Annotated in this window: 18 protein-coding genes and 1 tRNA gene; 17 read left to right on the top strand and 2 right to left on the bottom strand. The window is 65.6% G+C overall.

Features of this window, described 5'->3' with window-relative positions; all coding sequences use genetic code 11:
- The first annotated feature begins 148 nt into the window (after nucleotides 1–148).
- The 15 genes from FHS28_RS19215 (at nucleotide 149) to FHS28_RS19145 (ending at nucleotide 15,959) form a co-directional block, all read left to right on the top strand.
- Nucleotides 149–2,464, top strand: a complete 2,316-nt coding sequence (locus tag FHS28_RS19215) for a TonB-dependent receptor plug domain-containing protein (RefSeq protein ID WP_088454633.1) — start codon at nucleotides 149–151, stop codon at nucleotides 2,462–2,464.
- A 21-nt stretch (nucleotides 2,465–2,485) separates the two neighbouring features.
- Nucleotides 2,486–3,568, top strand: a complete 1,083-nt coding sequence (locus tag FHS28_RS19210; protein WP_088454632.1) for a patatin-like phospholipase family protein — start codon at nucleotides 2,486–2,488, stop codon at nucleotides 3,566–3,568.
- Between the two features lie 283 nt (nucleotides 3,569–3,851).
- Nucleotides 3,852–5,771: a threonine--tRNA ligase gene (gene thrS / locus FHS28_RS19205; protein WP_088454663.1), complete on the top strand. Its 1,920-nt coding sequence runs from the start codon at nucleotides 3,852–3,854 to the stop codon at nucleotides 5,769–5,771.
- A 66-nt stretch (nucleotides 5,772–5,837) separates the two neighbouring features.
- Complete coding sequence (gene infC, locus FHS28_RS19200; RefSeq protein ID WP_310736823.1) at nucleotides 5,838–6,386, top strand: translation initiation factor IF-3; 549 nt, start codon at nucleotides 5,838–5,840, stop codon at nucleotides 6,384–6,386.
- A gap of 139 nt (nucleotides 6,387–6,525) precedes the next feature.
- Nucleotides 6,526–6,729, top strand: coding sequence for a 50S ribosomal protein L35 (gene rpmI, locus FHS28_RS19195; RefSeq protein WP_029001830.1), 204 nt, complete (start codon nucleotides 6,526–6,528; stop codon nucleotides 6,727–6,729).
- Between the two features lie 26 nt (nucleotides 6,730–6,755).
- On the top strand, nucleotides 6,756–7,112 hold the full coding sequence (gene rplT, locus FHS28_RS19190; RefSeq protein ID WP_058934277.1) for a 50S ribosomal protein L20: 357 nt from the start codon (nucleotides 6,756–6,758) through the stop codon (nucleotides 7,110–7,112).
- 128 nt (nucleotides 7,113–7,240) lie between these two features.
- Entirely contained in the window at nucleotides 7,241–8,278 is a 1,038-nt protein-coding gene (gene pheS, locus FHS28_RS19185) for a phenylalanine--tRNA ligase subunit alpha (protein ID WP_088454630.1), read from the top strand.
- 21 nt (nucleotides 8,279–8,299) lie between these two features.
- Nucleotides 8,300–10,717 (top strand): phenylalanine--tRNA ligase subunit beta, encoded by a 2,418-nt coding sequence (gene pheT / locus FHS28_RS19180; protein WP_088454629.1) that lies wholly within the window; start codon nucleotides 8,300–8,302, stop codon nucleotides 10,715–10,717.
- Nucleotides 10,718–10,821: 104 nt separating this feature from the next.
- Nucleotides 10,822–11,187, top strand: a complete 366-nt coding sequence (locus FHS28_RS19175; protein WP_088454628.1) for an integration host factor subunit alpha — start codon at nucleotides 10,822–10,824, stop codon at nucleotides 11,185–11,187.
- Between the two features lie 40 nt (nucleotides 11,188–11,227).
- Nucleotides 11,228–11,767, top strand: a complete 540-nt coding sequence (locus tag FHS28_RS19170) for a MerR family transcriptional regulator (protein ID WP_088454627.1) — start codon at nucleotides 11,228–11,230, stop codon at nucleotides 11,765–11,767.
- Nucleotides 11,768–11,801: 34 nt separating this feature from the next.
- Nucleotides 11,802–11,878, top strand: a tRNA-Pro gene (locus FHS28_RS19165).
- Between the two features lie 123 nt (nucleotides 11,879–12,001).
- Nucleotides 12,002–13,240, top strand: coding sequence for an ABC transporter permease (locus tag FHS28_RS19160; RefSeq protein WP_088454626.1), 1,239 nt, complete (start codon nucleotides 12,002–12,004; stop codon nucleotides 13,238–13,240).
- Nucleotides 13,237–14,109, top strand: a complete 873-nt coding sequence (locus FHS28_RS19155) for an ABC transporter ATP-binding protein (RefSeq protein WP_246410362.1) — start codon at nucleotides 13,237–13,239, stop codon at nucleotides 14,107–14,109. Before FHS28_RS19160 ends, FHS28_RS19155 begins: the two co-directional genes overlap by 4 nt.
- A gap of 67 nt (nucleotides 14,110–14,176) precedes the next feature.
- Nucleotides 14,177–15,142, top strand: a complete 966-nt coding sequence (locus FHS28_RS19150; RefSeq protein WP_088454625.1) for an MlaD family protein — start codon at nucleotides 14,177–14,179, stop codon at nucleotides 15,140–15,142.
- Between the two features lie 145 nt (nucleotides 15,143–15,287).
- On the top strand, nucleotides 15,288–15,959 hold the full coding sequence (locus FHS28_RS19145; protein ID WP_184295213.1) for an ABC-type transport auxiliary lipoprotein family protein: 672 nt from the start codon (nucleotides 15,288–15,290) through the stop codon (nucleotides 15,957–15,959).
- 90 nt (nucleotides 15,960–16,049) lie between these two features.
- Here FHS28_RS19145 and FHS28_RS19140 read toward each other — a convergent pair whose 3' ends face one another.
- Both FHS28_RS19140 and FHS28_RS19135 read right to left on the bottom strand, forming a co-directional pair.
- Complete coding sequence (locus FHS28_RS19140; RefSeq protein WP_088454623.1) at nucleotides 16,050–16,907, bottom strand: J domain-containing protein; 858 nt, start codon at nucleotides 16,905–16,907, stop codon at nucleotides 16,050–16,052.
- A 211-nt stretch (nucleotides 16,908–17,118) separates the two neighbouring features.
- A complete protein-coding gene (locus FHS28_RS19135; RefSeq protein WP_088454622.1) occupies nucleotides 17,119–19,341 on the bottom strand; it encodes a sodium-translocating pyrophosphatase in 2,223 nt (740 codons plus the stop codon).
- Between the two features lie 535 nt (nucleotides 19,342–19,876).
- Between FHS28_RS19135 and ppa the strand changes: the two genes are divergently transcribed.
- The gene (gene ppa / locus FHS28_RS19130; protein WP_088454621.1) at nucleotides 19,877–20,416 is read left to right on the top strand and encodes an inorganic diphosphatase; all 540 of its coding nucleotides are present in this window, start codon (nucleotides 19,877–19,879) and stop codon (nucleotides 20,414–20,416) included.
- 245 nt (nucleotides 20,417–20,661) lie between these two features.
- Complete coding sequence (locus FHS28_RS19125; protein ID WP_088454620.1) at nucleotides 20,662–23,424, top strand: metallophosphoesterase family protein; 2,763 nt, start codon at nucleotides 20,662–20,664, stop codon at nucleotides 23,422–23,424.
- Nucleotides 23,425–23,433 lie beyond the last annotated feature (9 nt).

Below are 23,433 nucleotides of genomic sequence, written 5' to 3'. Positions count from 1 at the left end.
CTGCCATGATGACCGCATCGTGGCAGTCGTCCGGACTCGGACCCCCAGATCGAGCAGCCATCCGCCTTCAGAGCGGAGTCTGAGCAGGGGAGGGGTGGGTCGGAGGTCGCCACGCGATCTCCATTGACTGCCCATTGCGGAGTTCCGCTTGAACGACTGCCTCTCCGACCGCGGCTTCGCCCCGGTCCACCGCTTCCTGTCCGCTTCCGCGCCGGCGCTGCATCGGCCCGTGCGAAGCTCGGTTCTGCCTGCGCGGGCATCCTCGCTGCGTCCCACCTGCGCACCGGCCCTGGTGGTCGCGATGGGCGTGCTGGTGCTGGCGTCCGCCGCCGCGCCGCGTGTCCAGGCCCAGGACATTCCCGGCGCACCGGGGGCCGATGCCCCTTCGCGTCGCCTGGATCGGGTGGAAATCGCGGGCCGTCCGCAGACCGACACCGATCTGCGACGCCGCGCGGCCGTGGCCAAGCAGATCTACGGTCGCGATGAACTGGACAAGTTCGGCGACACCAACGTGGCCGATGTGCTCAAGCGCCTGCCCGGCGTGAGCGTGAACGACGGCTCGCCGCGCATGCGCGGGCTGGGGTCCGGCTATACGCTGATCCTGCTCAACGGCGATCCGGCTCCGCCCGGCTTCAAGCTGGACCAGCTCGATCCGGCGCAGGTCGAGCGCATCGAAGTCACCAAGGGACCGACCGCCGACCAGAGCGCCCAGGCGGTCGCCGGCGCCATCAACATCATCCTCAAGGAAGCGCCGCGGGTCAGCCAGCGCGACCTGCGGATCGGGTCCAGCTACAACATCGAGCATCCGGTCTTCAACGGCACCTTCACCTTCGGCGAGAAGATCGGTCCGGTGTCGGTCTCGGTGCCGCTGTCGGGCTTCCAGTGGTTGGCGCGCACCGAGCTGAATGCCTCGCGCCCCGGAACGGATCAGAACGATGAGCCGGTACTGGCCTCCCAGCACGGCTACCAGTACAACCACGGTCACGGCTTCAACAGCGCGCCGCGGCTGAACTGGCGCATCAGCGAGGACCAGAGCCTGAGCTTCCAGGGCTTCGCCCAGAAGGGCTGGTGGACCACCGACATCCGCACCACGCCGGATGCGGTCTACAACAGCCCGCGCCTGGACCAGAACTCGGACAACGACGGCACCTGGCAGATGCTGCGCGGCAACCTGCAGTGGAACAACCGCTTCACCGACACCCAGAAACTGGAGCTGAAGGCCGGCATTCAGGATGCGCGGTCCAGCTTCAACAACCATACCTACGATCCCACCCTGCCCATTGATGCGCTCGGCGGCAATCAGGACCGCAGCTACACCCAGGCCGGCAAATACAGCCACCTGATGGGCGACGACCACACCGTGACCGTGGGCTGGGATCTGGAGTGGCGCCGTCGCAGCGAAGACCGCACGACCTTGGTCAATGGCCAGCCGCAATTGGCAGTGCTCAATGGCGAAGCCTTCAACGCGCGCATCCAGCGCCAGGCTTTCTTCATCCAGGATGATTGGGAAATCAATGCCCAGTGGTCGACCTACGTCGGCCTGCGGCAGGAGCGCATTGTCAGCACCAGCCGGGGCATCGGCGTGGATGCGCGCAACGTCAGCAGCGTGCTGACGCCGCTGTGGCACCTCAACTACAAGATCGATCCCAAGGGCAGGGACATGATCCGCGGCAGCCTCACCCGCAGCTACAAGGCGCCGGAGCTGACCCAGCTGATGGGGCGCTACACCCTCAACAGCAAATACCAGGTGGAGACGCAGACCAACGACGAGCTGTCGCCGGACCGGGTGGGTAATCCGTCGCTCAAGCCGGAGCTGGCCACCGGCCTGGACGTGGCCTACGAGCATTACTTCACCGGCGGCGGCCTCTTCAGCCTGGGCTTCTTCCACCGCAACATCAGCAACCTCATCCGCAATGTGACGACGCTGGATCCGGCCACGCCGCTGGTGCCGGTGCCCCGTTACGTGCTGCGCCCGACCAACTTCTCCCGCGCGCAGACCTCCGGCGTGGAGCTGGAGCTCAAGGGGCGGGCGGGCGAACTGCTGCCGTCGCTGTTCAGCCCGAAGACGCCGCTGAACCTGCGCAGTTCGCTGAGTGTCTATCGCTCCCGGGTGAAGGCGGTGGAGGGGCCGGACAACCGCCTGGACCAGCAGCAGCCCTGGATGGGCAGCCTGGGCCTGGACTACCGCCTGAGCAGTGTGCCGATGACCACCGGCGCCAGCCTCAGCTTCACGCCGGGATACGTCACCCGCCAGACCGACCGCCAGACGCTGGAGACCTCCCGCCAGCGCCAGCTGGACGTCTTCGCACAATGGACTTTCTCCCCCAGGACATCGATGCGCGTCTCGGCCAATAATCTGGCCCCGCTCCGCTCCGAGATGCTCACCACCGTGGGCAATGATTTCGGCAATGTGGAGCGACGCACGCGCAGCTGGCTGGGCGTGTCCCTGGACATGAAGCTCTGACCGAGAAAGGACCCTCCGCCGATGCAGGCATTGCAGATCCTGGCGGGCCCCAAGGCCCGCGCCCGCCTGCGTGAGCAGGGCTTGAAGGCGACGGACGTCCATGTGGTGCCTGGCGCTGCGGGTGGGCCCAAGGGGCTGATCCTCAATCCGCTGGACCGCTTCCTGTTCGGCGAATTCCTGCCTTCGGGCGGCCAGCCGGTGCATCTGCTGGGGGCCTCCATCGGTGCCTGGCGCATGGCCACTGCCTGCGTGGCGCGCGGTGAGGCGGAGAATCGGGCGGAGTTCGAGCGGCTGGCGCACGACTACGCCCACCAGACCTACGACTCGCTGCCGGGCCGCCCGCCGCTGCCCAGCACCGTGTCGCGCCAGTTCCTCTCCAAGCTGGAAGAGGTGTTTGGTGGACGGCAGGCCCGGGTGCTGAGTCATCCGCAGTACCGGCTGCATGTGTTCACCTCGCGCGGTCGGCATTTGCTGGGCCGTGAAAGTCGCTGGCGCACGCCCCTGGGCTACCTCGGCGCGTTTGCGACCAATGCCGTGTCACGACGCGCGATGGGCGGGTGGCTGGAGCGGGTGGTGTTCTCCGACCCCCGGGCGCCGCTGCCGATGCCGCTGCACGACTACCGCAGCCGCCAGGTGGCGCTGGATGAGCAGAACCTGATGCCCAGCGTGCTGGCGAGCTGCTCGATTCCGTTCTGGCTGCTGGCGGTGCACGACATCGCCGGCGCCCCGGCTGGCGCTTACTGGGACGGCGGCATCACCGACTACCACCTGCACCTCAACTATTCGGCGATGGTGGGAGACGGCCTGGTGCTCTATCCGCATTTCCAGCGCCAGGTGATTCCCGGCTGGCTGGACAAGGCGCTGCGCCACCGTCATCGTCCCAGCGCGTTCCTGGACAACGTGGTGCTGCTGGCGCCGAACCCGGACTGGATCGCCACTCTGCCCAACGGCAAGCTGCCGGATCGCAACGACTTCAAGCACTACGGCGATGACGTGGCCGCCCGGGCGCGCGACTGGCTGCGAGCCGTGGCCGAGGCCGAGCGGATGCGGGACGAGTTCGAGGCCGCCTGCGGGCAGTCCAGCCTGGAGGTCGGCGCGCTGTAGGGCGCGTCGCCTGTTCGCTGCACCCGACGGTTTTGCTGGGGCAGGGCTGCGGCCTTTCCGGCGGCTCGGGTATCATGGCGGGAATGGGGCTCCACTGTCTGGAGCCCACCTCCTCACAAGGACCGGGAAAGGCGATTTGGTTATGACACCGCGAACTACGACCACCCCCACGAAGGTTTAGTCGGCCGCGGCTCGTTCACGTCTTTCTTTGCTGCTCCCCCCGGGCAGCCCCCAGAAAAAGCGCGGCAAGTGGCCGCGCTTTTTTGTTTTCTGGAGCAATTTCATGATTTCCATCCAACTGCCTGACGGTTCCAAGCGCGAGTTCCCCCAACCGGTCACCGTCGCGGACGTGGCAGCTTCCATCGGCACGGGTCTGGCCAAGGCCGCTCTGGCCGGCCGCATCGGCAGCGGCGATGACGCCAGGCTGGTCGACACCAGCTACCTGATCGACCGTGACATGCCGCTGGCCATCGTCACCGAAAAAGATCCCGACGGCCTGGAAGTGATCCGCCACTCGACGGCTCACCTGCTGGCCTATGCGGTCAAGGAACTGTTCCCCGAAGCCCAGGTCACCATCGGCCCGGTCATCGAGAACGGCTTCTACTACGACTTCTCCTACAAGCGCCCCTTCACGCCCGAAGATCTGGCCGCCATCGAAGCCAAGATGAGCGAGCTGGCGAAGAAGGACGAGAAGGTGACGCGCTCGGTGCTGCCGCGCGACGAAGCCGTCAGCTACTTCAAGGGCATCGGCGAGGCTTACAAGGCCGAGATCATCGCCAGCATCCCGGCCAATGAAGATGTGTCGCTGTATGCCGAAGGCGGTTTCACCGACCTGTGCCGCGGCCCGCACGTGCCTTCCACCGGCAAGCTCAAGCACTTCAAGCTGATGAAGGTGGCCGGCGCCTACTGGCGTGGTGACCATCGCAATGAACAGCTGCAGCGCATCTACGGCACCGCCTGGGCCACCAAGGACGACCTGGCCGCCTATCTGCGCATGCTGGAAGAGGCCGAGAAGCGCGATCACCGCAAGCTTGGCAAGGACCTGGACCTGTTCCATATCGACGAGCACGCACCCGGCGTGGTGTTCTGGCATCCCAAGGGCTGGACGGTCTGGCAAGAGGTGGAGCAGTACATGCGCCGCGTCTACCGCGACAACGGCTACCAGGAGGTCAAAGGCCCGCAGCTGCTGGACAAGTCGCTTTGGGAAGCCACCGGCCACTGGGACAAGTACCGCGACAACATGTTCACGACCGAATCGGAAAAGCGCGACTACGCGCTCAAGCCGATGAACTGCCCCGGCCACATCCTGATCTTCAAGCACGGCATCAAGAGCTACCGCGATCTGCCGCTGCGCTTCGGCGAGTTTGGCCAGTGCCACCGCAATGAGCCCACCGGCGGCCTGCACGGCATCATGCGGGTGCGCGGCTTCACGCAGGACGATGGCCACATCTTCTGCACCGAAGACCAGATCCTGGCCGAATGCGTGGCCTACACCGCGCTGCTGCAAAAGGTCTACAAGGACTTCGGCTTCACCGACATCATCTACAAGGTCGCGACCCGGCCGGAAGCCCGTATTGGTTCCGATGAGGTGTGGGACAAGGCCGAATTCGCCCTGATGGAGTCGCTGCGCGCGTCGGGCGTGGAATTCATCATCGCCCCGGGCGACGGCGCCTTCTACGGCCCGAAGATCGAATACACGCTCAAGGACGCCATCGGCCGCCAGTGGCAGTGCGGCACGATGCAGGTGGACTTCTCCATGCCGGGTCGCCTGGGCGCCGAGTACGTGGCGGAAGACGGCGAGCGTCACACCCCGGTGATGCTGCACCGCGCCATCGTCGGTTCGCTGGAGCGCTTTATCGGTATTCTGATCGAACAGCATGCCGGCGCGCTGCCCGTTTGGCTGGCGCCAACCCAGGTCGTTGTGGCCAATATCACTGATGCGCAAGCGGATTACGTCAGTGAAATTGTGAAAACGCTGCAAAAACAAGGGGTTAGGGTCCAGGCCGATTTGCGGAACGAAAAGATCACGTATAAAATCCGCGAGCATTCCCTGCAAAAGACTCCGTTCATCCTCGTCGTTGGCGACAAAGAGAAGGCGAACGGCGCTGTTGCGGTGCGCGCCCGTGGCAACCAGGACCTGGGGGTGATGTCGCTGGAAGACTTCGCTGCAAAGCTGTCTTCCACCATCGCTGAGAAGGCCTGAGTCGGGCGCGCTTTGCTATTTGTTGATCATCCGGGCCCCGCCAAGGCTCGCTGAAAGGTAACCACCATCGCTACTTTTGCTGACCGTCGTGCGATTCCCGAGCGTAAGCATCGGCTGAACCGTGAAATCCTCGCCCCCGAAGTTCGTCTGAATGGTCCTGAAAACGAGCCCATCGGCATCGTGAGCATTCAGGAAGCGCTTCGTATGGCCGGAGAACTGGACGTCGACCTGGTCGAAATCGCCGCCACTGCCAATCCGCCGGTCTGCCGGCTGATGGATTACGGCAAGTTCAAGTACCAGGAGCAGAAGCGCGCCGCGGAAGCCAAGTCGAAGCAGAAGGTCATCGAGGTCAAGGAAGTCAAATTCCGTCCGGGTACGGACGAAGGCGACTACCAGATCAAGATGCGCAATCTGCGTCGCTTCATTGCTGAAGACGGCGACAAGGGCAAGGTCACGCTGCGCTACCGCGGCCGCGAGATCACCCACCAGGACATCGGCATGCGCATGCTGGAGCGCATCCGCGATGAACTGGCGGATGTGGCGGTGGTGGAGCACATGCCCAAGCTCGAAGGTCGCCAGATGATCATGGTGCTGGCACCGAAGAAGCGCTCCTGATTGAGCGCTTGATCGGCACCGATCACCCAGGTTCAGCCCGTCGATCTGGTCGTCGGCGGGTTTATTAGTCTCCTTCAGGCCATCAAGTGCAGCGGTTTCCCCGAGGCCGCCTGGAGGGACGCATTTCTAAGGAGCAGTCATGCCCAAAATGAAGACCAAGAGCAGCGCGAAAAAGCGTTTTCGCGTTCGTCCGGGTGGTACCGTCAAGCGCGGTCAGGCGTTCAAGCGCCACATCCTGACCAAGAAGACCACGAAGAACAAGCGTCAGCTCCGCGGCGCCGCGAACGTGCATGAGACCAACATGGGCCACATCGCTGCGATGTTGCCTTTCGCTGGTCTGTAATCCAGCTGTAGAGAAGGAGATACAACATGCCTCGCGTCAAACGTGGTGTTACCGCACGTGCTCGTCACAAGAAGGTCCTGGCTCTGGCCAAGGGCTTCCGTGGTCGTCGTAAGAACGTCTTCCGCATCGCCAAACAGGCGGTGATGAAGGCGGGCCAATACGCCTACCGTGACCGCCGTGCCAAGAAGCGCGTGTTCCGCCAGCTGTGGATTGCCCGTATCAACGCGGCAAGCCGTGGCCTGGGTCTGAGCTACAGCAAGTTCGTGGCTGGCCTGAAGAAGGCCCAGATCGACATCGACCGCAAGGTCCTGGCTGATCTCGCCGTCAACGATCCTGCTGGTTTTGCCAGCATCTTCGCCAAGGTGAAGGCCGCTCTCGCTTAATTGCCGCCGGCCGTCCGCGCAAGCGGGGGGCTGTGGCAGCCTCGGTTCGCCGAGGCGCCCTTTTCAAAGGCCGACACCTCGGTGTTCGGCCTTTTCTTATTGTCTGTTCCGAATTGAGTCGCCCCGCGATGAACGATCTCGATCAATTGCTGCAACAGGCCCGCGGTGAATTCGCCGCCGCCGCCACCCCCGCCGACCTGGAAAACGCCAAAGCCCGATTTCTGGGCAAGACCGGCCAGGTGACCGAGCTGATGAAGGGGCTGGTCAAGCTGCCGGTCGAAGAAAAGAAGACGCGCGGCGCCGAGATCAACCAGCTCAAGCAAGGCATCGAAGCGGCCCTGACCGCTCGTCGCCAGGCGCTGGCCGATGCCGAACTCGAGCAGCAGCTCAAGGCCGAAGCCCTGGACGTCACCCTGCCGGGTCGCCAGCGCGGCACCGGCGGCCTGCATCCCATCACCCGCGCCATGGAGCGCATCGAAGCGATCTTCGGTTCGATGGGATTTGACGTGGCCGACGGCCCGGAGATCGAGAACGACTGGTTCAACTTCACCGCGCTCAACACGCCGGCCGACCATCCGGCGCGGTCGATGCACGACACGTTCTATGTCGAGAACGGCTATGTGCTGCGCACCCACACCAGCCCGATGCAGATCCGCTATGCGGTGCAGCATGTGAAGAAGCATCGGCATCTGATCGATGCGGGTCAGGCCATGCCCGAGATCCGGGTGATCGCGCCGGGCCGCACCTATCGCGTGGACAGCGACGCCACCCACTCCCCCATGTTCCACCAGGTCGAAGGCCTGTGGGTGGGCGAGAACATCAGCTTCAAGGATCTGAAGTCGGTTTACGTCAACTTCATGCAGCAGTTCTTCGAGACGACTGACATGGAGATCCGCTTCCGCCCGAGCTACTTCCCCTTCACCGAGCCCAGCGCCGAAATCGACATGATGTTCGGGTCCGGTCCGCTCAAGGGCCGATGGCTGGAAGTGTCCGGCTCCGGTCAGGTGCATCCGCAGGTCATCCGCAACATGGGCCTGGATCCGGAGCGCTACATCGGTTTTGCCTTCGGCTCCGGCATCGACCGTCTGGCGATGCTGCGTTACGGGGTCAACGACCTGCGCCTGTTCTTTGATGGCGATCTGCGTTTCCTGTCGCAATTCAAGTAAAAAAGCCCGAAAGACATCGACATGCAATTCCCTGAGTCCTGGCTGCGGGCCTTTTGCAATCCTGCGCTGAACACCCAAGAGCTGGCCGAACTGCTGACCATGTCCGGCCTGGAAGTGGAAGAACTCCGTCCGGTCGCGCCGCCGTTCCACGGCATCGTGGTGGCCGAGATCGTTGAAGCCGTCCAGCATCCGGATGCGGACCGCCTGCGTGTGTGCAAGGTCAATGCCGGTGGGCCGGAGCTGCTGCAGATCGTCTGCGGCGCTCCCAATGCGCGCGTCGGCATCCGCGTGCCGCTGGCCACCGTGGGCGCCGAACTGCCCCCGGGCGAAGACGGCAAGCCGTTCAAGATCAAGGTCGGCAAGCTGCGCGGTGTGGAGAGCTTCGGCATGCTGTGCTCGGCCCGGGAGCTCAAGCTCTCCGAGGACCACGGCGGCCTGCTGGAACTGGCCGCGGATGCGCCGCTGGGCCAGAACATCCGCGAGCACCTGAAGCTCGACGACACGCTGTTCACCCTCAAGCTCACGCCCAACCTGGCCCATGCGCTGAGCGTCTACGGCATCGCCCGCGAAGTGTCGGCGCTCACCGGTGCGCCGCTGATGGCGCCGCAGATCACGCCCGCAGCCGTGGCCCACCCGGACAAGCTGCCGGTGCGTGTGGAAGCGGCCGACCTGTGCGGACGTTTCTCCGGCCGCATCGTGCGCGGCGTCAACACCAAAGCGCAAACGCCTGCCTGGATGGTGGACCGCCTGGCCCGTTGCGGTCAGCGTTCGGTGTCGCCGCTGGTGGACATCTCCAACTACGTGATGTTCGAGCTGGGCCGCCCCTCCCACATCTTCGATCTGGACAAGATCCACAACGAGCTGGTGGTGCGCTGGGGCCGCAAGGGCGAACAGCTCAAGCTGCTCAATGGCAACACCATCGAGCTGGATGACACGGTGGGCGTCATCGCCGACAGCCAGCAGGTCGAGTCCCTGGCCGGCATCATGGGCGGCGACGCCACCGCCGTCTCGGACGACACCACCAATGTCTATGTGGAAGCCGCATTCTGGTGGCCGAAGGCGGTCATGGGCCGCTCGCGGCGCTTCAACTTCTCGACCGATGCGGGTCACCGCTTCGAGCGGGGCGTGGATCCGTCCGGCACGACCGACCACATCGAGCGCATCACCCAGTTGATCCTCGAGATCTGCGGCGGCCAGGCCGGTCCGATGGACGATCACGTCGTGGCCCTGCCCGAGCGCAAGCCGGTGGCGCTGCGTGTTGAGCGCGCCGCGAAGGTCATCGGCATGCCGGTGACGCAGGCCGATTGCGAAACCGTCTTCACCCGTCTGGGCCTGGAATTCAGCGTCACCGCCCCCGGCGTGTTGACGGTGGTGCCGCCGACCTTCCGTTTCGATATTCAGATCGAAGAAGATCTGATCGAGGAAGTGGTGCGGGTGCTGGGGTACACCCGCCTGCCGGCGACGCCGCCGCTCGCGCCGGTGGTCGGCAAGGTGCCGAGCGAGACGCGCCGCAGCGTGCATGCGCTGCGCCACGCAATGGCCGCACGCGACTACTTCGAAACGATCAACTTCAGCTTCGTTGAAGCGCGCTGGGAACGCGAGCTGGCCGGCAATGAGCAGCCGATCCAGCTGCTGAATCCGATTGCCGCGCCGCTGGCGGTGATGCGCAGCAGCCTGATGGGCAGCCTGATCCAGGTCTTGCGCAACAACCTGTCGCGCAAGGCGCCGCGGGTGCGTGTGTTCGAGATCGGCCGTGTCTTCCTGCGGGATGCCTCGGTGCAGGAGAGCGACACCACCATCGCCGGCGTGCGCCAGCCGCTGCGCCTGGCCGGTCTGGCCTGGGGCCCGGCCGAGCAGCAGCAGTGGGCCGAGCGGGACCGCCCGGTGGACTTCTTCGATGTGAAGGGCGACCTGGAAGCGCTGTTTGCGCCGCGCCAGCTGCAGTTTGAGGCTGCGGAACACCCGGCGCTGCATCCGGGCCGCAGCGCCCGTGTGCTGCTGGACGGCGTCGAGATCGGCGTGGTGGGCGAGCTGCATCCCAAGTGGCGTCAGAGCTACGAGCTGAGCTCGGCACCCGTGCTGTTCGAGCTGGCGCTGGATGCGGTGCTGTCGCGCCTGGTGCCGCAAGGCAAGGGGGTGGCCCGTCTGCAGGCGGTGCAGCGTGACCTGGCCGTCATCGTCAGCGAACAGGTGACGCATGCCGCGCTGATGGATGCCATCCACGGCAGCGGCGAGACCCTGGTACGCTCCGCCCGGTTGTTTGACGTCTTCAAGCCGGCGGAGCCGACGGCCGAGCTCAAAGCCGGCGAGCGGAGCCTGGCGGTACGCCTGGAACTGCTGGACGACGACAACACCCTGACCGATGAACGTATCGAGCAGGCCGTCAGCAAGGTGGTGAACCAGCTGTCGGCGCGGCTCGGCGCTCGTCTGCGGGGCTGACGCCGGGCCAGGAGCGGCAGCCCTCCGGTCAGGACCCCCCGCAAGCAGGGGGCTTCGACCGAGGGGCATGCGGAACGAGGACGCGGGAGAGGAGAGGGAAGCCGATGAGCGACGATGACATCAAGGAACAGGCGCGGGTGCTGCTGGGCAGCCTCGAAACGCCGACGCTGACCAAGGCGGAGCTCGCCGAACTGCTGTTCGACAAGCTCGGACTGAACAAGCGTGAATCCAAGGACATGGTCGAAGCCTTCTTCGACATCATTCACGACAGCCTCTCCAGCGGTCGTGAGGTGAAGCTGTCCGGATTCGGCAACTTCAACATCCGTCGCAAGGCACCGCGCCCCGGACGCAACCCGCGCACCGGCGAAGCGATCCCCATCAAGGCGCGCAACGTCGTCACATTTCACGCCAGTCACAAATTGAAAGAAGCTGTGCAAGGGAACGCGCCCGCTGCCGGAGACTTCGAGTAGAGTCTGACCTCCGTCCCAGCTGCCGGAGCACCTGATTCCAATGGACATCACGCTTCCCGCCATTCCCGCCAAGCGCTACTTCACCATCGGTGAGGTGAGTGAGTTGTGCGGCGTGAAGCCGTATGTGCTGCGCTATTGGGAACAGGAATTCACCCAGCTCAAGCCGATGAAGCGGCGCGGCAACCGCCGCTACTACCAGCATCACGAAGTGCTGCTGATCCGCCGCATTCGTGACCTGCTGTATGACCAGGGCTTCACCATCAGCGGGGCCCGGAATCAGCTGACTGAAGCGGCGCACGGCATCCATGCCGGTCAGAGTCCGGCCACGCAAGCCCAGGAATTTCGTGCGGAAGCGATGGCGGCGGCAGAGCAGTCCACCCACTTGCATCTGCAGGATTCGCAGCTGGTGGATTCGCATCTGCGCGATCCTCTGTTGCGCGATGGGTTCCGTGAGCCGTATCGGGCCCGCGCGGCTGGTGTGTCGGACGGCGCGGCGCACACGACGGTGCCGCTGGACAAACTCTCTCTCGAACAGGTGAGAGAAGAATTGTTGGCCATTCGCGAGAGTTTGCTTGCGTGAGCGTTCAAAACGCGTATAGAATCTAAGTCTTCGTCGGGGTGTAGCGCAGCCTGGTAGCGCACTTGCATGGGGTGCAAGGGGTCGCGAGTTCGAATCCCGCCACCCCGACCATTTATAAGAAGACTGAACGCCTGGTACTGCAAAGTATCAGGCGTTTTGCTTTGTGCGCCGCGCTTTCGGCTTTGACCCCGCAACGGTCTGACCGCAACGCGGGGCCGTTATGCTGTGCGGGTCATGGAGCCCACGCCCCCAACTCCCGCACCGTCACCCGCACCCGCCTCCAGGACGGCCGGCACCGACACGTCCGCGTCCGACGCTTCTGCGGCTGGCGCCGCCTCGGCCACCTCGACCGACAGCACCCCTCGGCTGTTGCGAAGCGATGCCGGCAATGAGGTCCAGGCCCGCCTCGAAGGCGACTGGACACTGCTCGCCCTGCGTGATCGGGTGGAGGCGCTCCGGACGGAGCTGGGCACGCTGCCCAGGTCGGGCGTACGCTGGGACCTCAGCGCCGTCGCCCGCATGGACCCCACCGGTGCCTTGCTGCTCTGGCAGGCCTGGGGTCGCCAGCAGCCAGCCGATCTGCAGTGGCCCACCACCGCGGCCGCCGCCATGTTCCAGGCCCAGTTCGCGCGCCTCAGTGCCAAGTCCGGCAAGGCCACCCGGCCGCATCGCAAGGAAAGCCCCTGGAAGCTGGGCCAGACCCTGTTTCACCTGGCCGAGCATCTGATCGACGCCATCGCGTTGTTCGGACAGGTCGTCCGCGACTGTGGCCGCATGGCCCGCCATCCCGGTCTGGTCGCCTGGTCCGACATTTCCGCCCACATTTACCGCAGCGGCGCGCAGGCGCTCGGCATTACCGCGCTGGTGGGCGTGCTGGTCGGCATCACGCTGTCTTATCTGATCGCGCGGCAGCTGCAGAACTTCGGCGCCGACATCTACGTCATCAACATCCTGGGCATCAGCGTCTGGCGGGAGCTCGGGCCTTTGCTGGCGGCCATCCTGGTGGCCGGTCGCAGCGGCTCGGCCATGACGGCGCAGATCGGCGTCATGCGGGTGACGCAGGAACTGGATGCCTTGTCGGTGATGGGCATCTCCCACACCGTGCGGCTTGTCTTCCCCAAAATGGTGGCCCTGGCCATCTCGCTGCCGCTGGTCACCGTGTGGACCAGCAGCATGGTGCTGCTGGGTGGCATGCTGGCTGCCCGTGCCACGCTGGGACTGGACTATGTGCAGTTTCTCCAGGGCCTGCCGGCATCGGTGCCGATTGCCAATTTGTGGCTGGGGGTGTCGAAGTCAGCGGTGTTCGGCGTGCTGATTGCCTTTGTGGCCTGCCACTTCGGTCTGCGCATCCGGCCCAACAGTGAAAGCCTGGCGGCCGGGACGACCCAGTCGGTGGTGGCCTCCATCACCATGGTGATCGTGGTGGATGCGATCTTTGCCGTGATGTTCTCCAACGTGGGGCTCAAAGTATGAGTGGCGTCATCGATTCGATGTCCGGCAGCAGTTGCCAAGAACCGCGCGACGCGGTGAGCGAGGACGTGGTGATTTCGGTGCGTCATGTCGGCACCGTGCTGGGCGGCGTGCGCATCCACAAGGACATCAGCCTGGATGTGAAGGCTGGCGAGGTGCTGGGCATCATCGGCGGCTCGGGCAGCGGCAAGACGACGCTGCTGCGCCTGATGCTCGGACTGGAGCGGCCCAGTGAAGGTGAGGTGCTGGTGCTTGGCCACCGCCTGGGCAACTGCGAAGCGACCGATCTGGCGCAGGTGCGCCACCGCTGGGGGGTGCTGTTCCAGCAGGGGGCGCTGTTCTCGGCGCTCACCGTCTTCGACAACATCGCACTGCCGCTGCGTGAGCTCAAGTCGCTGCCCAAGGACCTGATCGCCGAGCTGGTGATGCAGAAGCTGGTGCAGGTGGGGCTCAAGCCGGAGGACGGCGTGAAGATGCCGTCCGAGCTGTCGGGCGGCATGATCAAGCGGGTGTCCCTGGCGCGTGCGCTGATCATGGATCCGCAACTGCTGTTCCTTGACGAGCCCACCGCCGGGCTGGATCCGGCCAGTTCCAAACGCTTTGTGCAGCTGATCGAAAGCCTCAAGCGCGAGATGGCGCTGACGGTGGTGATGGTCACCCACGATGTAGACACGCTGTTTGCGCTGGTGGACCGCATTGCGGTGCTGGCGGACCAGCAGCTGGTGGCGCATGGAGGGCTGGAGCAGGTGGTGCAGATGCAGCATCCGTTCATCCGCAATTTCTTCCTCGGCCATGTGCAGCGCTGCGCGGAGGAAAGCCTGCGCAGCTATCGCGATGCGCTGCATCACCAGGACGACCCGCAACCTGCTTGAGCGTTGGCCGCCACGCGTATTGCGCCTTCATTGACTCTCACCGAACGCCCAGAACCCGACCGAACTCATGGAAAACAAAGCTCACGCCCTGGCCACCGGCCTGTTCGTGCTCCTGCTGAGCGCTGCGCTGGTGGCCGTGGTGCTGTGGTTCCGCGGGGACCGTGGCGCCACCCAGTCCTTTACCGTGGTCTCCCGCTCCGGCGTGCCGGGGTTGAATGTGAAAGCACCAGTGAAGCTGCGCGGCGTCGTCATCGGCAAGGTGGACAGCATCCGCTTTGATCCGGCCGAGGCGCGCCAGATTCTGGTGGACATCGATGTCGATGCCGCCGCCCCCATCGCACCGGGCACCGTGGCCAAGCTGGGCTACCAGGGCATCACCGGACTGTCCTTCATCGACCTCAGCGACGGCGAGCCGACCGTGGCCCCGGAGCAGAGCGTGGTGCAGACGCGGCGCATCCCGCTGGCGCCTTCCATTCTCGATCAGCTGACCGACATCGGCCCGAAGCTCGCCGCCAATGCGCTGGAAACGATGAAGCGCATCAACCTGGTGCTCAGCGACAACAACCAGCAGCAGTTCAGCCAGACGCTGGCGCAGCTGAAGGAAGCCTCGGCGGGTTTGAATCAGCTGGTCAGTGAGATGCATCCCACGGCGCAGGCGCTGCCGTCGCTGGTGAAGAATGCGGATGGCCTGGTGGTCGCGGGGCAGAAGACCCTGGGGAGCGTGGACCAGCTGACCGTCAAGGGCGGCGAGATGGTCGATGCCTACAAGGCGCGCGCCACGGAAATCGAGAAGATCGGTGATGCGGCCGCACAGCTGCAGGCGTCGATCAAGCGGATCGAGCTATCCCTGGTGGGCAGCGAGGAGCGTCCGCGTGAGCATGCGCTGCTGGAAGACCTGTCCCGCGCCGCGCGGGCACTGGAGAAGGCGGCACAGGGGCTGGCGGATCAGCCGCAGAGTCTGTTGCTCGGGCCGCAGCCAGGACCGGCCGGCCCCGGAGAAGCGGGTTTCGAGCCCGCGCGCAAGGAGAAATGAGCTGATGTCTCTCTCGCACATGGAACAAGCGTTGCCAGCGGGCGCGGTGGCTACACCTATCGCAACGGCAACGGCAACGGCAACGGCGGCAGCATCGCCAACGATGGCAGCTGCGGCAACGGTGGAAGCGGCGGAAGTAGCGGTTATGGCACAACCCGCGGAAAGGGCGGTCACTGCGCGGGTGGCCGCAATGGTGGCCGTAGCGCCAGCGGCGGCTCCTGGCGTGCCGGGTCGCCGTCGCTTGTTGATGACCGGTCTGGCGCTGGGCGCCGCCGCCCCGCTACTGGCCGCCTGCGGCAGCAAGCCGGCGCCGGCTCGCGCGTTGGATCTGGGCCCCGCGCCCGTCTGGCCCGCCGGTGCCAGCCTGCCCCGCCGGGTGGACATCCAGGTGGTGTCCACCTCCGAGCTGACGCAGGGGCGGGACGTCGCCTACCGCCTGGATGACACCGATCCGTTCACCCGCCGTGTCTATCGCGACAGTCGCTGGGCGGCGCCGCTTTCCACGCTGATGAGCGACCGGCTCAAGCAGCTCAATGCCCGGGCCGTGCTGGCGCCGGGTGCGGATCCGGCGGCGCCCGTGGTGGTCCGGCTCGACCTGGAAGACTGCGTGCAGCGCTTCTCCAGCCCGACGCAGAGTGAGGTGTCGATGCGGCTGGGCGTGACGACGGGTGCGCAGCGAAGGGTGTTTGAGGCCAGCGCTCCAGCCGGCGGCAATGCCGAGGGCGGTGCACGGGCCATTGCGCAGGTGCTGGACCGGCTGGGCGTCGAGATGCTCGTCTGGGCCGCTGGGAACGGCGTGCCGGCGCAGAAGCGCTGATCCCGCCTGCGCTGAGTTCAGGCCCCAGCGTTCGGCCACTTTCTCCGCTCAGGGACTGCTTCAGCGACCGCTGCCTCAGAACGAGGCCGCTCAGTACGACGCCGCGATTCCGCCGCCCATGCGTTGCTGACGCTGGCGCAGGAAGGCCTCGGCCATGCCGGACTCCGGCTGCAGACGCTGGCCGATGTAGAGCTCCTGACGGCGCTCGGTGATCTGCGCACGCAGCCGATTGGCCATGATGGTCAGCGGTTGCAGGCCTTTGCGTTCGGCGCGCTCGATCGCCTGGCCGAGCTGATGCATCGGATGGTTCACCAACAGCGCCGTGTGGGCCTGCACCACGCGCAGCCGCCCCTGCACGCTGCGCTCGGCATGCCGGAGCCAGTTGAGCACTGCATCGGCATCGCCGCCCTTGACCTTGAAGGTGCTCTCGCCGGAGGCAAGCAGCAGCTGTTCGAGTCGATGCCGGTCCGACGCCGCGTAGGCATCGTTGACTTCCACCATCTTCTGCTCGCGAATGCGGCGTTCCGAATCATCCGGCGCCAGGTCCGGATGCAGGCGCATCGCGGCCCGGCGGTAGAGCGTCTTGAGGGTGGGCGGGCCCACCTGCACCAGGCCGCCCTCCGGCTGCGGCGGCAGCGGGGCCCCCGGCGGCAGGTGCGGCAGCAGCGGTGTGGCGGTGGCGCGCGGCGGTTCCGGCGCGCGAGCGTCCACGCCATTGCGGCTCAGGGCGTCGTGCAGGTAGCGCATGGCGCAGTACAACTGGGATTCGAGGGCGTCCAGCTCCATGTAGAGCGGACCCAGGCTGGCCACATACCGGTCGATGAAGGCCTGCAGCCAGGTGCGGGTCGTGGCGTAGGCCTGCTCTTCGTCCGCCAGCTGGCGCTGGAGGTCGGCCAGCGCTTCACGACGGGCGTCGAGTTCGCGAGGCGTGATGGCCTGGCTGGTCATGGTGGCAAGCGTCCCTGAAATTTCTTTGGTGGAGTTTGCCTGATTCTGCCGTGGCTGGCGCCCCGGACAAAGCCCGAAGTGGCCGTCCGGAGGCGGTATTTCTTCGCGTTCTGTCGCCGTGAGCGGGGCAGGGCTACAGCCCATCGGATGGCTCCTGCCGACGCCCGGCAGACCCCGCAGGAGTCTGCCGGACCCCGCCACACTCCGCCACTCAGGGCTGAGCGGCTGCCGATGCGGCTGGTGCGCTGCCGCTGGCCATCTCCATCGGCCCGCTGGCCACCGCGTCCGGTACCGTGGCCGGGGTGGAGGCCTCCGGCGCCGGGGCGCTGATCGGCGCGGGTGTCATCGCCGGGCTGCCGCTGGCCGGCCCGGTGGTGCCGACGGCAGGCAGCAGCGGCACGATCAGCAGCGCCACGATGTTGATGATCTTGATCAGCGGATTGACTGCCGGCCCCGCCGTGTCCTTGTAGGGATCCCCCACGGTATCTCCCGTCACCGCGGCCTTGTGGGCTTCACTGCCCTTGCCGCCGTGGTGGCCGTCCTCAATGTACTTCTTGGCGTTGTCCCAGGCACCGCCGCCGGTGCACATCGAGATCGCCACAAAGAGGCCGGTGACGATGGTGCCCATCAGGAGGCCGCCGAGTGCCGCCGGGCCGAGAACCAGCCCGACCACAATGGGCACGACGACCGGCAGCAGGGACGGCACGATCATTTCCTTGATCGCGGCCGCCGTGAGCATGTCCACCGCCTTGCCATATTCCGGCTTGCCGGTGCCTTCCATGATGCCCTTGATGTCCCGGAACTGGCGGCGCACTTCCTCCACTACCGAGCCGGCCGCGCGGCCGACCGCCTCCATGGCCATGGCCCCGAAGAGGTAGGGAATCAGGCCGCCGATGAAGAGGCCCACGATCACCATGTGGTTGCTGAGGTCGAAGCTGACCGAGAGGCCCCGGCTTTCGAGCGCATGGGTGTAGTCGGCAAAGAGCACCAGCGCCGCCAGGCCGGCGGAGCCGATGGCATACCCCTTGGTGACGGCCTTGGTGGTGTTGCCCACCGCGTCCAGTGGGTCGGTGATGTCCCGCACGCTGGCCGGCAGGTCGGCCATTTCGGCGATGCCGCCGGCGTTGTCGGTGATCGGACCGTAGGCGTCCAGGGCGACGACGATGCCGGCCATGCTCAGCATGGCGGTGGCCGCGATGGCGATGCCGTACAGGCCGGCCAGCTTGAAGGCGGCCAGGATGGCGACGCAGACAAAGAGCACCGGCCAGGCGGTGGAGCGCATGGAGACGCCCAGCCCCGCAATGATGTTGGTGCCGTGGCCGGTGGTGGACGCCTGCGCGACATGCTGGACCGGCTTGTAGTCCGTGCCCGTGTAGTACTCGGTGATCCAGACCATGGCGGCGGTCAGGAGCAGGCCGACGAGGCAGGAGAAGAAGAGGGCGTTGGCACCGATGGTCTGGCCGCCGGGCAGGGTGAGGTCCTGCGGGAAGAGGGCGCGGGTGATGAAATAGAACGCGACGGCGGAGAGGACGCCGGCGACGATCAGGCCCTTGTAGAGGGCCGGCATCACGTTTTTCATGCCTGGCGTCGCCTTGACGAAGCTGCAGCCGATGATCGAGGCAATGATCGACACGCCACCCAGCACCAGCGGGTAGACCAGCGCCGCAGTGGACATGCCGCCGAAGGTGAGGGCGCCCAGCGCGATGGTGGCGATGAGGGTGACGGCGTAGGTTTCGAAGAGGTCGGCCGCCATGCCGGCACAGTCGCCGACGTTGTCACCGACGTTGTCGGCAATGACGGCGGGATTGCGCGGATCATCCTCGGGGATGCCCGCTTCCACCTTGCCGACAAGGTCGGCGCCCACGTCCGCCCCCTTGGTGAAGATGCCGCCGCCCAGGCGGGCAAAGATCGAGATGAGGGAGGAGCCGAAGGCCAGGCCCAGCAACGGCTTGAGGGACTGGCTGTCGATCTGCTGGAGGTTGTGGCTGATCCAGAGGAAGAACAGGCCGACGCCGAGCAGCCCGAGGCCGACCACCAGCATGCCGGTGATGGCGCCCCCTTTGAAGGCGACATTGAGCGCCGGGGCCATGCCTTGCGTCGCCGCCTGGGCAGTGCGGACGTTGGCCCGGACCGAGACGTTCATGCCAATGAAGCCGCAGGCACCGGAGAGCACGGCGCCGACGACAAAGCCAATGGCAGTGGTGAGGTCCAGCGCCACACCAATGAGAATCGCCAGGACAACGCCCGCGATCGCAATGGTCCGGTATTGGCGCGCCAGATACGCCGCCGCCCCCTGCTGGATCGCCAGTGCAATCTCCTGCATGCGGGCATTGCCCGCACTCTGCGAGAGGATCCAGCTCCGCTGGATAAAGCCGTAAAGCACTGCAGCCAAGCCGCAGGCCAGCGCAAAGTACAGCGCCATACTGATCGACATGTGTTGTCTCCTTGGTTTGAGACGCCCTGATGCCCACAGCGCCGGTCCTGCGCGCAAGCACACATACAGGCCGTGAATCGATGCTAAAGCGGGTGGGGGGTGGGGGGGTAGGCGTTTACCTGGGGGTGAGGGGGGGAGGTGTCAGGTGTTTCAGGGTGGGCAAGGGGTGGCACCGGGTTTGCTCGGGTTCGAGCGTGGTGGGAGGAACCTTGACTGCCTTCTTTTGAGCAGCAACGACTTCGCTCCAGCCTGCCCTGACCCCTTTTCCCTTCATGCCAGCGCCAGCGGCGCTGGCCTTCGCTAGGCACAGACAGTCCCCCGGACTGTCTGTGTCCGAGCTCAGTCCCTTCTGTCCGGCTCCGCCGGCCATTCATTCCTAATACTTCCGGAAAAAGGGGCCAGTCCAGGCCTGCGCAAAGCCGTTGACGTTGCACCGTGGCGGGCGTGGCGGGCGTGCGTACGTGAAGGGCGCGAAGGGCCGTGATGGGCGTCCTCTAGAATGCCGACTGTCGATTTCTCAGCTGCGGTAAACATCATGAGCCTGCATAAAGTCACCCCCGGTCCGAAGGCCCCCGAACAGTTCAACGTCGTCATCGAGATTCCGATGAACGCCGATCCGATCAAGTACGAAGTGGATAAGGAAAGCGGCGCCCTGTTCGTCGACCGCTTCATGACCACCGCCATGCACTACCCGTGCAACTACGGCTACGTGCCCCAGACCCTCGCCGACGACGGCGATCCGGTCGACGTGCTGGTGATCACGCCGTTCCCGCTGACCCCCGGCGTCGTGGTGACCTGCCGCGCCATCGGCATGCTGGACATGGACGACGAAGCCGGCGGCGACGCCAAGCTGCTCGCCGTGCCCACCACCAAGATCCTCCCGATCTACGAGCACTGGACCAAGCCCGAAGACATCAACCAGATGCGCCTGAAGGCCATCCAGCATTTCTTCGAACACTACAAGGACCTCGAAGCCGGCAAGTGGGTCAAGGTCAAGGGCTGGAAGGGCCCCGAAGAAGCCAAGGCCGAAATCACCAACGGCATCGCCAACTACGCCAAGGCCCAACAAGCCTAAGCCCCCCTCTGCCCACGGGCAGACACTTCAAAGGCGCCTGCGGGCGCCTTTGTCGTTTCCGCCGTACCGCGCCGCCTGGGGCGCCTGTTCAGCGACTGGATCACGGAGTGAGCTACCAGTCGAGCACAATGACTCAACCCCCGGCAGTTTGAGCACTGCCATCAGAACCGCTCCCCATAGATCCGGACTACCGGACCGGAGCCGTTCAGGAGTTGGAACGGTCTAATACATCAGGGAAGAGACAGATGGCCCACGATCATGGCGTGACAGAGCGGCGCGACGGCTTCCAGCGCCCGCCGTCGTCGCCCCACCCGCATTCCCAGGACCCCCGGCCTGCCAGCGCCCGGCCGTTCCGGATCTTTCACCTGTCCGATGTGCATTTCGGCAACCATTTCGACGAGTCGGTGTGGAACTACGTCGGTGAACTGGCGCGGCGCGAACGGCCGGACCTGGTGGTCTGCACCGGTGACCTGGTGGACCACGGCGGTCTGTTCATGCTGGCCGCCGCCCGCCAGGAATTCAAGGCGTTCACCGATCAGCTGAGCGCGATGAACGCCAGCGAAGGCTCGCCCCGCCAGGTGCAGTTGCGCTGCGTGCCGGGCAACCACGATTGCGGCCCCTTCGGCAACCTGAAGTTCCGGCCGTTCTCGACCAACTTCGGTGCCGTGTTCGGCCCCGGCGCGTTTGCGCTGCCGGCCAGCATGCCGTCTTATCTGACCTACCGACGCAGTTCGTTTCCCGTGCGCTGCTTCATGCGGCTGCGCATGACCCCCGCGCTCTACGCCCGCAAGTGGTGGACGGCCGCCAAGCGCTTCCTTGCCCGCGAGGAGAGCGGCTATCAGCTGGAACTGCTGCGCAGCGACGACCCGCAGGAAGTCGTGCTGGTCTATCTGGACAGCAACGACTCGATGCGCCTGGCCACCGGCAATGTGAATGCGCGCGAAGTGACCAAGCTCAAAGCGCTGATGCTGAACCTGCGCGAAGCCCAGGGCGCGCGGCCCTTCGTGCCCCGCATCGCGCTGCTGCATCACCATCCATTGCCGATTCCGGAGGCGTCCATCGCGGAAGGCCTGACCTCGTTCGAGCCCTTCCTCGTGCTGCGCAACGCCGGGCTGGTGCTGAAGGAACTCAACAAGTGCGATGTGGACCTGATCCTGCACGGCCACAAGCACTACGCCGCTTTTGGCCGGCTGGGTTATTCCATCGACCATCACACCGAGGGCGAGATCGCCGTACTGGCTGCTGGCAGCGGCGGTGTGACGCATTCGGAATCCGGCCGCAATTCGGTCAATTTGATCGACATCCTCGAGACGGGACGGATGTCGTTCCGCTCCATCCATTTCGGCGCGGGAGGCGGCGCGCCGGTGCATGAGATCGCGCGCGGGAAGAAGGAGATTCACGGCATCGAGATGCACAAGGCCCGTGTCCATCGGCGCGCGGCCGAGCGCCAGGGGCAGTGGATCGAGACAATCCGGCATGCCGTCGGGGTGGACGCGACCGGCGTGGCCGTGGTGCAGCAGGACATCACCCAGCACTGGTTCGAGCGGCCGCTGCCGATGCAGGTGGTGCCGGTGGTGTGCTCGGTGTCGCTGGGCCGCATCTCCCACAACACCATCGAATTGAGCGAGGGCTCCAAGAGCGCCGGCTACCAATGGGTGAACCGTCCGCAAGGGCCGGTGCAACGCGTGCGCGCCGGCATCCATGTGGGACGGCGCCTGACCGGTCCCGCGCTGGACTACGGCTATCGCTACAAGTGCTTCAATACCTACGCCATCACCCGCTGGGAAACCATCGCCGCCTGTGAGCGGGAGTCGATGCAGCGGGCGCGGGTGCCGCTCGGTCAGCCCCGCCGTCCGCGCGTGCGGCTGGCCGAGCTGGAGGTGACCTCCTATGTGGTGCGGGCGCCGCTGCGGCAGCTGGTCTTCCGCGTGCAACTGCCGGGCGGGCAGTATCCGATCAAGCCCTTCGTGCAGGTGATGCGATGGAGCACCTATCCGGCCACGCCGCTGGACGAGCATCTGCAGTTCCATGAACACGGCACCGAAGGCGAATGGGTCAACGACGCCGAGCTGACCGCCCATGAGGCGGGCCACCTCTCGCAGATCGGCGAGGACGTGTGGGAACTGCGGGTGAGCTACCCGATGGTGGGCCACCGCTATGACGTGCGCTGGCGCGTCGAGCCGTTCCGTCCGCAAGTGACGTTGCAGGACACGACACGCATCCGCGGCCGCACGCTGGCGATGCGCGCCACCCTGCTCAGCCGCGAGACGATGGCTGCGTATGAAGGACCGCTGCGTGCCTGGGAAATCGAATTCCGGGATGTGCTCAACAGCATCGGTTCCGGCGACCGGGTGCTGGACGATGTCGAGATCGCCATGTTCACGTATGACGAGTCCCGCCACGACCTCGTGCAGACGCTGGTGCTCGCGCCCGGCAAGGACGAAGTGGTGCCGGATCATCCCCTGGTGGTGCCGCTGGGCGAAGGCGTGATCGGCGCGGCGTTCAAGCGCTCCCTGCCGGTGATGTACGTGGATCCGCAGCTCAGTGGCAGCCAGCATGAGGCGGCTTATCTGTACTCGGAAGAGAACGCCGGAGCGGCCATGGCCGCCACGCGCTGGAAGTACGTGCTGGCCTTTCCGCTGTCGTCCTACTCCGCCGGTGTCACGCCCGACTGGGGGCCACACACCACGGTGGGGGTGCTGACCCTGTCGTCCGAGCGGCTGGACAGCGGGCTGGTGGAGTTGGTGGGACCGATGTCTTCGTTGGCCGATGGATTCCCCGCCATCGATCCTTGGGGTACGGGCGCCGCGGGTGAAGGCCTTTCGCTCGACGATTCGTCGCTGGCGCCCAGCGTGGATGACGATGCAGCCGGGGAGAGCGAGGCCCCGCTGCGACGCGACCTGGGCAAGGTGCTGTGGGTCTGCGCCCATCTGTTGGTGGATTACCTGCCCGAAAGTCCGGAATCCTCAAGTTCCGCGACCCCTCGAGACTTGCCGAATGCGCCCTGACTGCTAAAC

This window comes from Roseateles terrae, from assembly GCF_014192155.1.
In the GTDB taxonomy this organism is placed as follows: domain Bacteria; phylum Pseudomonadota; class Gammaproteobacteria; order Burkholderiales; family Burkholderiaceae_C; genus Roseateles; species Roseateles terrae.
The sequence above is the reverse complement of the archived record's forward strand: the minus strand, read 5'-3'. Positions and strand labels throughout refer to the sequence as shown.

Excerpts from the sequence above, each read along its gene's own strand:
- FHS28_RS19125 (WP_088454620.1), top strand. The coding sequence starts at position 20,662 with ATGGCCCACGATCATGGCGTGACAGAGCGGCGCGACGGCTTCCAGCGC.
- FHS28_RS19155 (WP_246410362.1), top strand. The coding sequence starts at position 13,237 with ATGAGTGGCGTCATCGATTCGATGTCCGGCAGCAGTTGCCAAGAACCG.
- rpmI (WP_029001830.1), top strand. The coding sequence starts at position 6,526 with ATGCCCAAAATGAAGACCAAGAGCAGCGCGAAAAAGCGTTTTCGCGTT.
- ppa (WP_088454621.1), top strand. The coding sequence starts at position 19,877 with ATGAGCCTGCATAAAGTCACCCCCGGTCCGAAGGCCCCCGAACAGTTC.
- FHS28_RS19150 (WP_088454625.1), top strand. The coding sequence starts at position 14,177 with ATGGAAAACAAAGCTCACGCCCTGGCCACCGGCCTGTTCGTGCTCCTG.
- FHS28_RS19140 (WP_088454623.1), bottom strand. The coding sequence starts at position 16,907 with ATGACCAGCCAGGCCATCACGCCTCGCGAACTCGACGCCCGTCGTGAA.
- pheS (WP_088454630.1), top strand. The coding sequence starts at position 7,241 with ATGAACGATCTCGATCAATTGCTGCAACAGGCCCGCGGTGAATTCGCC.
- FHS28_RS19175 (WP_088454628.1), top strand. The coding sequence starts at position 10,822 with ATGAGCGACGATGACATCAAGGAACAGGCGCGGGTGCTGCTGGGCAGC.
- thrS (WP_088454663.1), top strand. The coding sequence starts at position 3,852 with ATGATTTCCATCCAACTGCCTGACGGTTCCAAGCGCGAGTTCCCCCAA.
- FHS28_RS19135 (WP_088454622.1), bottom strand. The coding sequence starts at position 19,341 with ATGTCGATCAGTATGGCGCTGTACTTTGCGCTGGCCTGCGGCTTGGCT.
- FHS28_RS19210 (WP_088454632.1), top strand. The coding sequence starts at position 2,486 with ATGCAGGCATTGCAGATCCTGGCGGGCCCCAAGGCCCGCGCCCGCCTG.
- FHS28_RS19160 (WP_088454626.1), top strand. The coding sequence starts at position 12,002 with ATGGAGCCCACGCCCCCAACTCCCGCACCGTCACCCGCACCCGCCTCC.
- FHS28_RS19145 (WP_184295213.1), top strand. The coding sequence starts at position 15,288 with ATGGCACAACCCGCGGAAAGGGCGGTCACTGCGCGGGTGGCCGCAATG.
- FHS28_RS19170 (WP_088454627.1), top strand. The coding sequence starts at position 11,228 with ATGGACATCACGCTTCCCGCCATTCCCGCCAAGCGCTACTTCACCATC.
- rplT (WP_058934277.1), top strand. The coding sequence starts at position 6,756 with ATGCCTCGCGTCAAACGTGGTGTTACCGCACGTGCTCGTCACAAGAAG.
- pheT (WP_088454629.1), top strand. The coding sequence starts at position 8,300 with ATGCAATTCCCTGAGTCCTGGCTGCGGGCCTTTTGCAATCCTGCGCTG.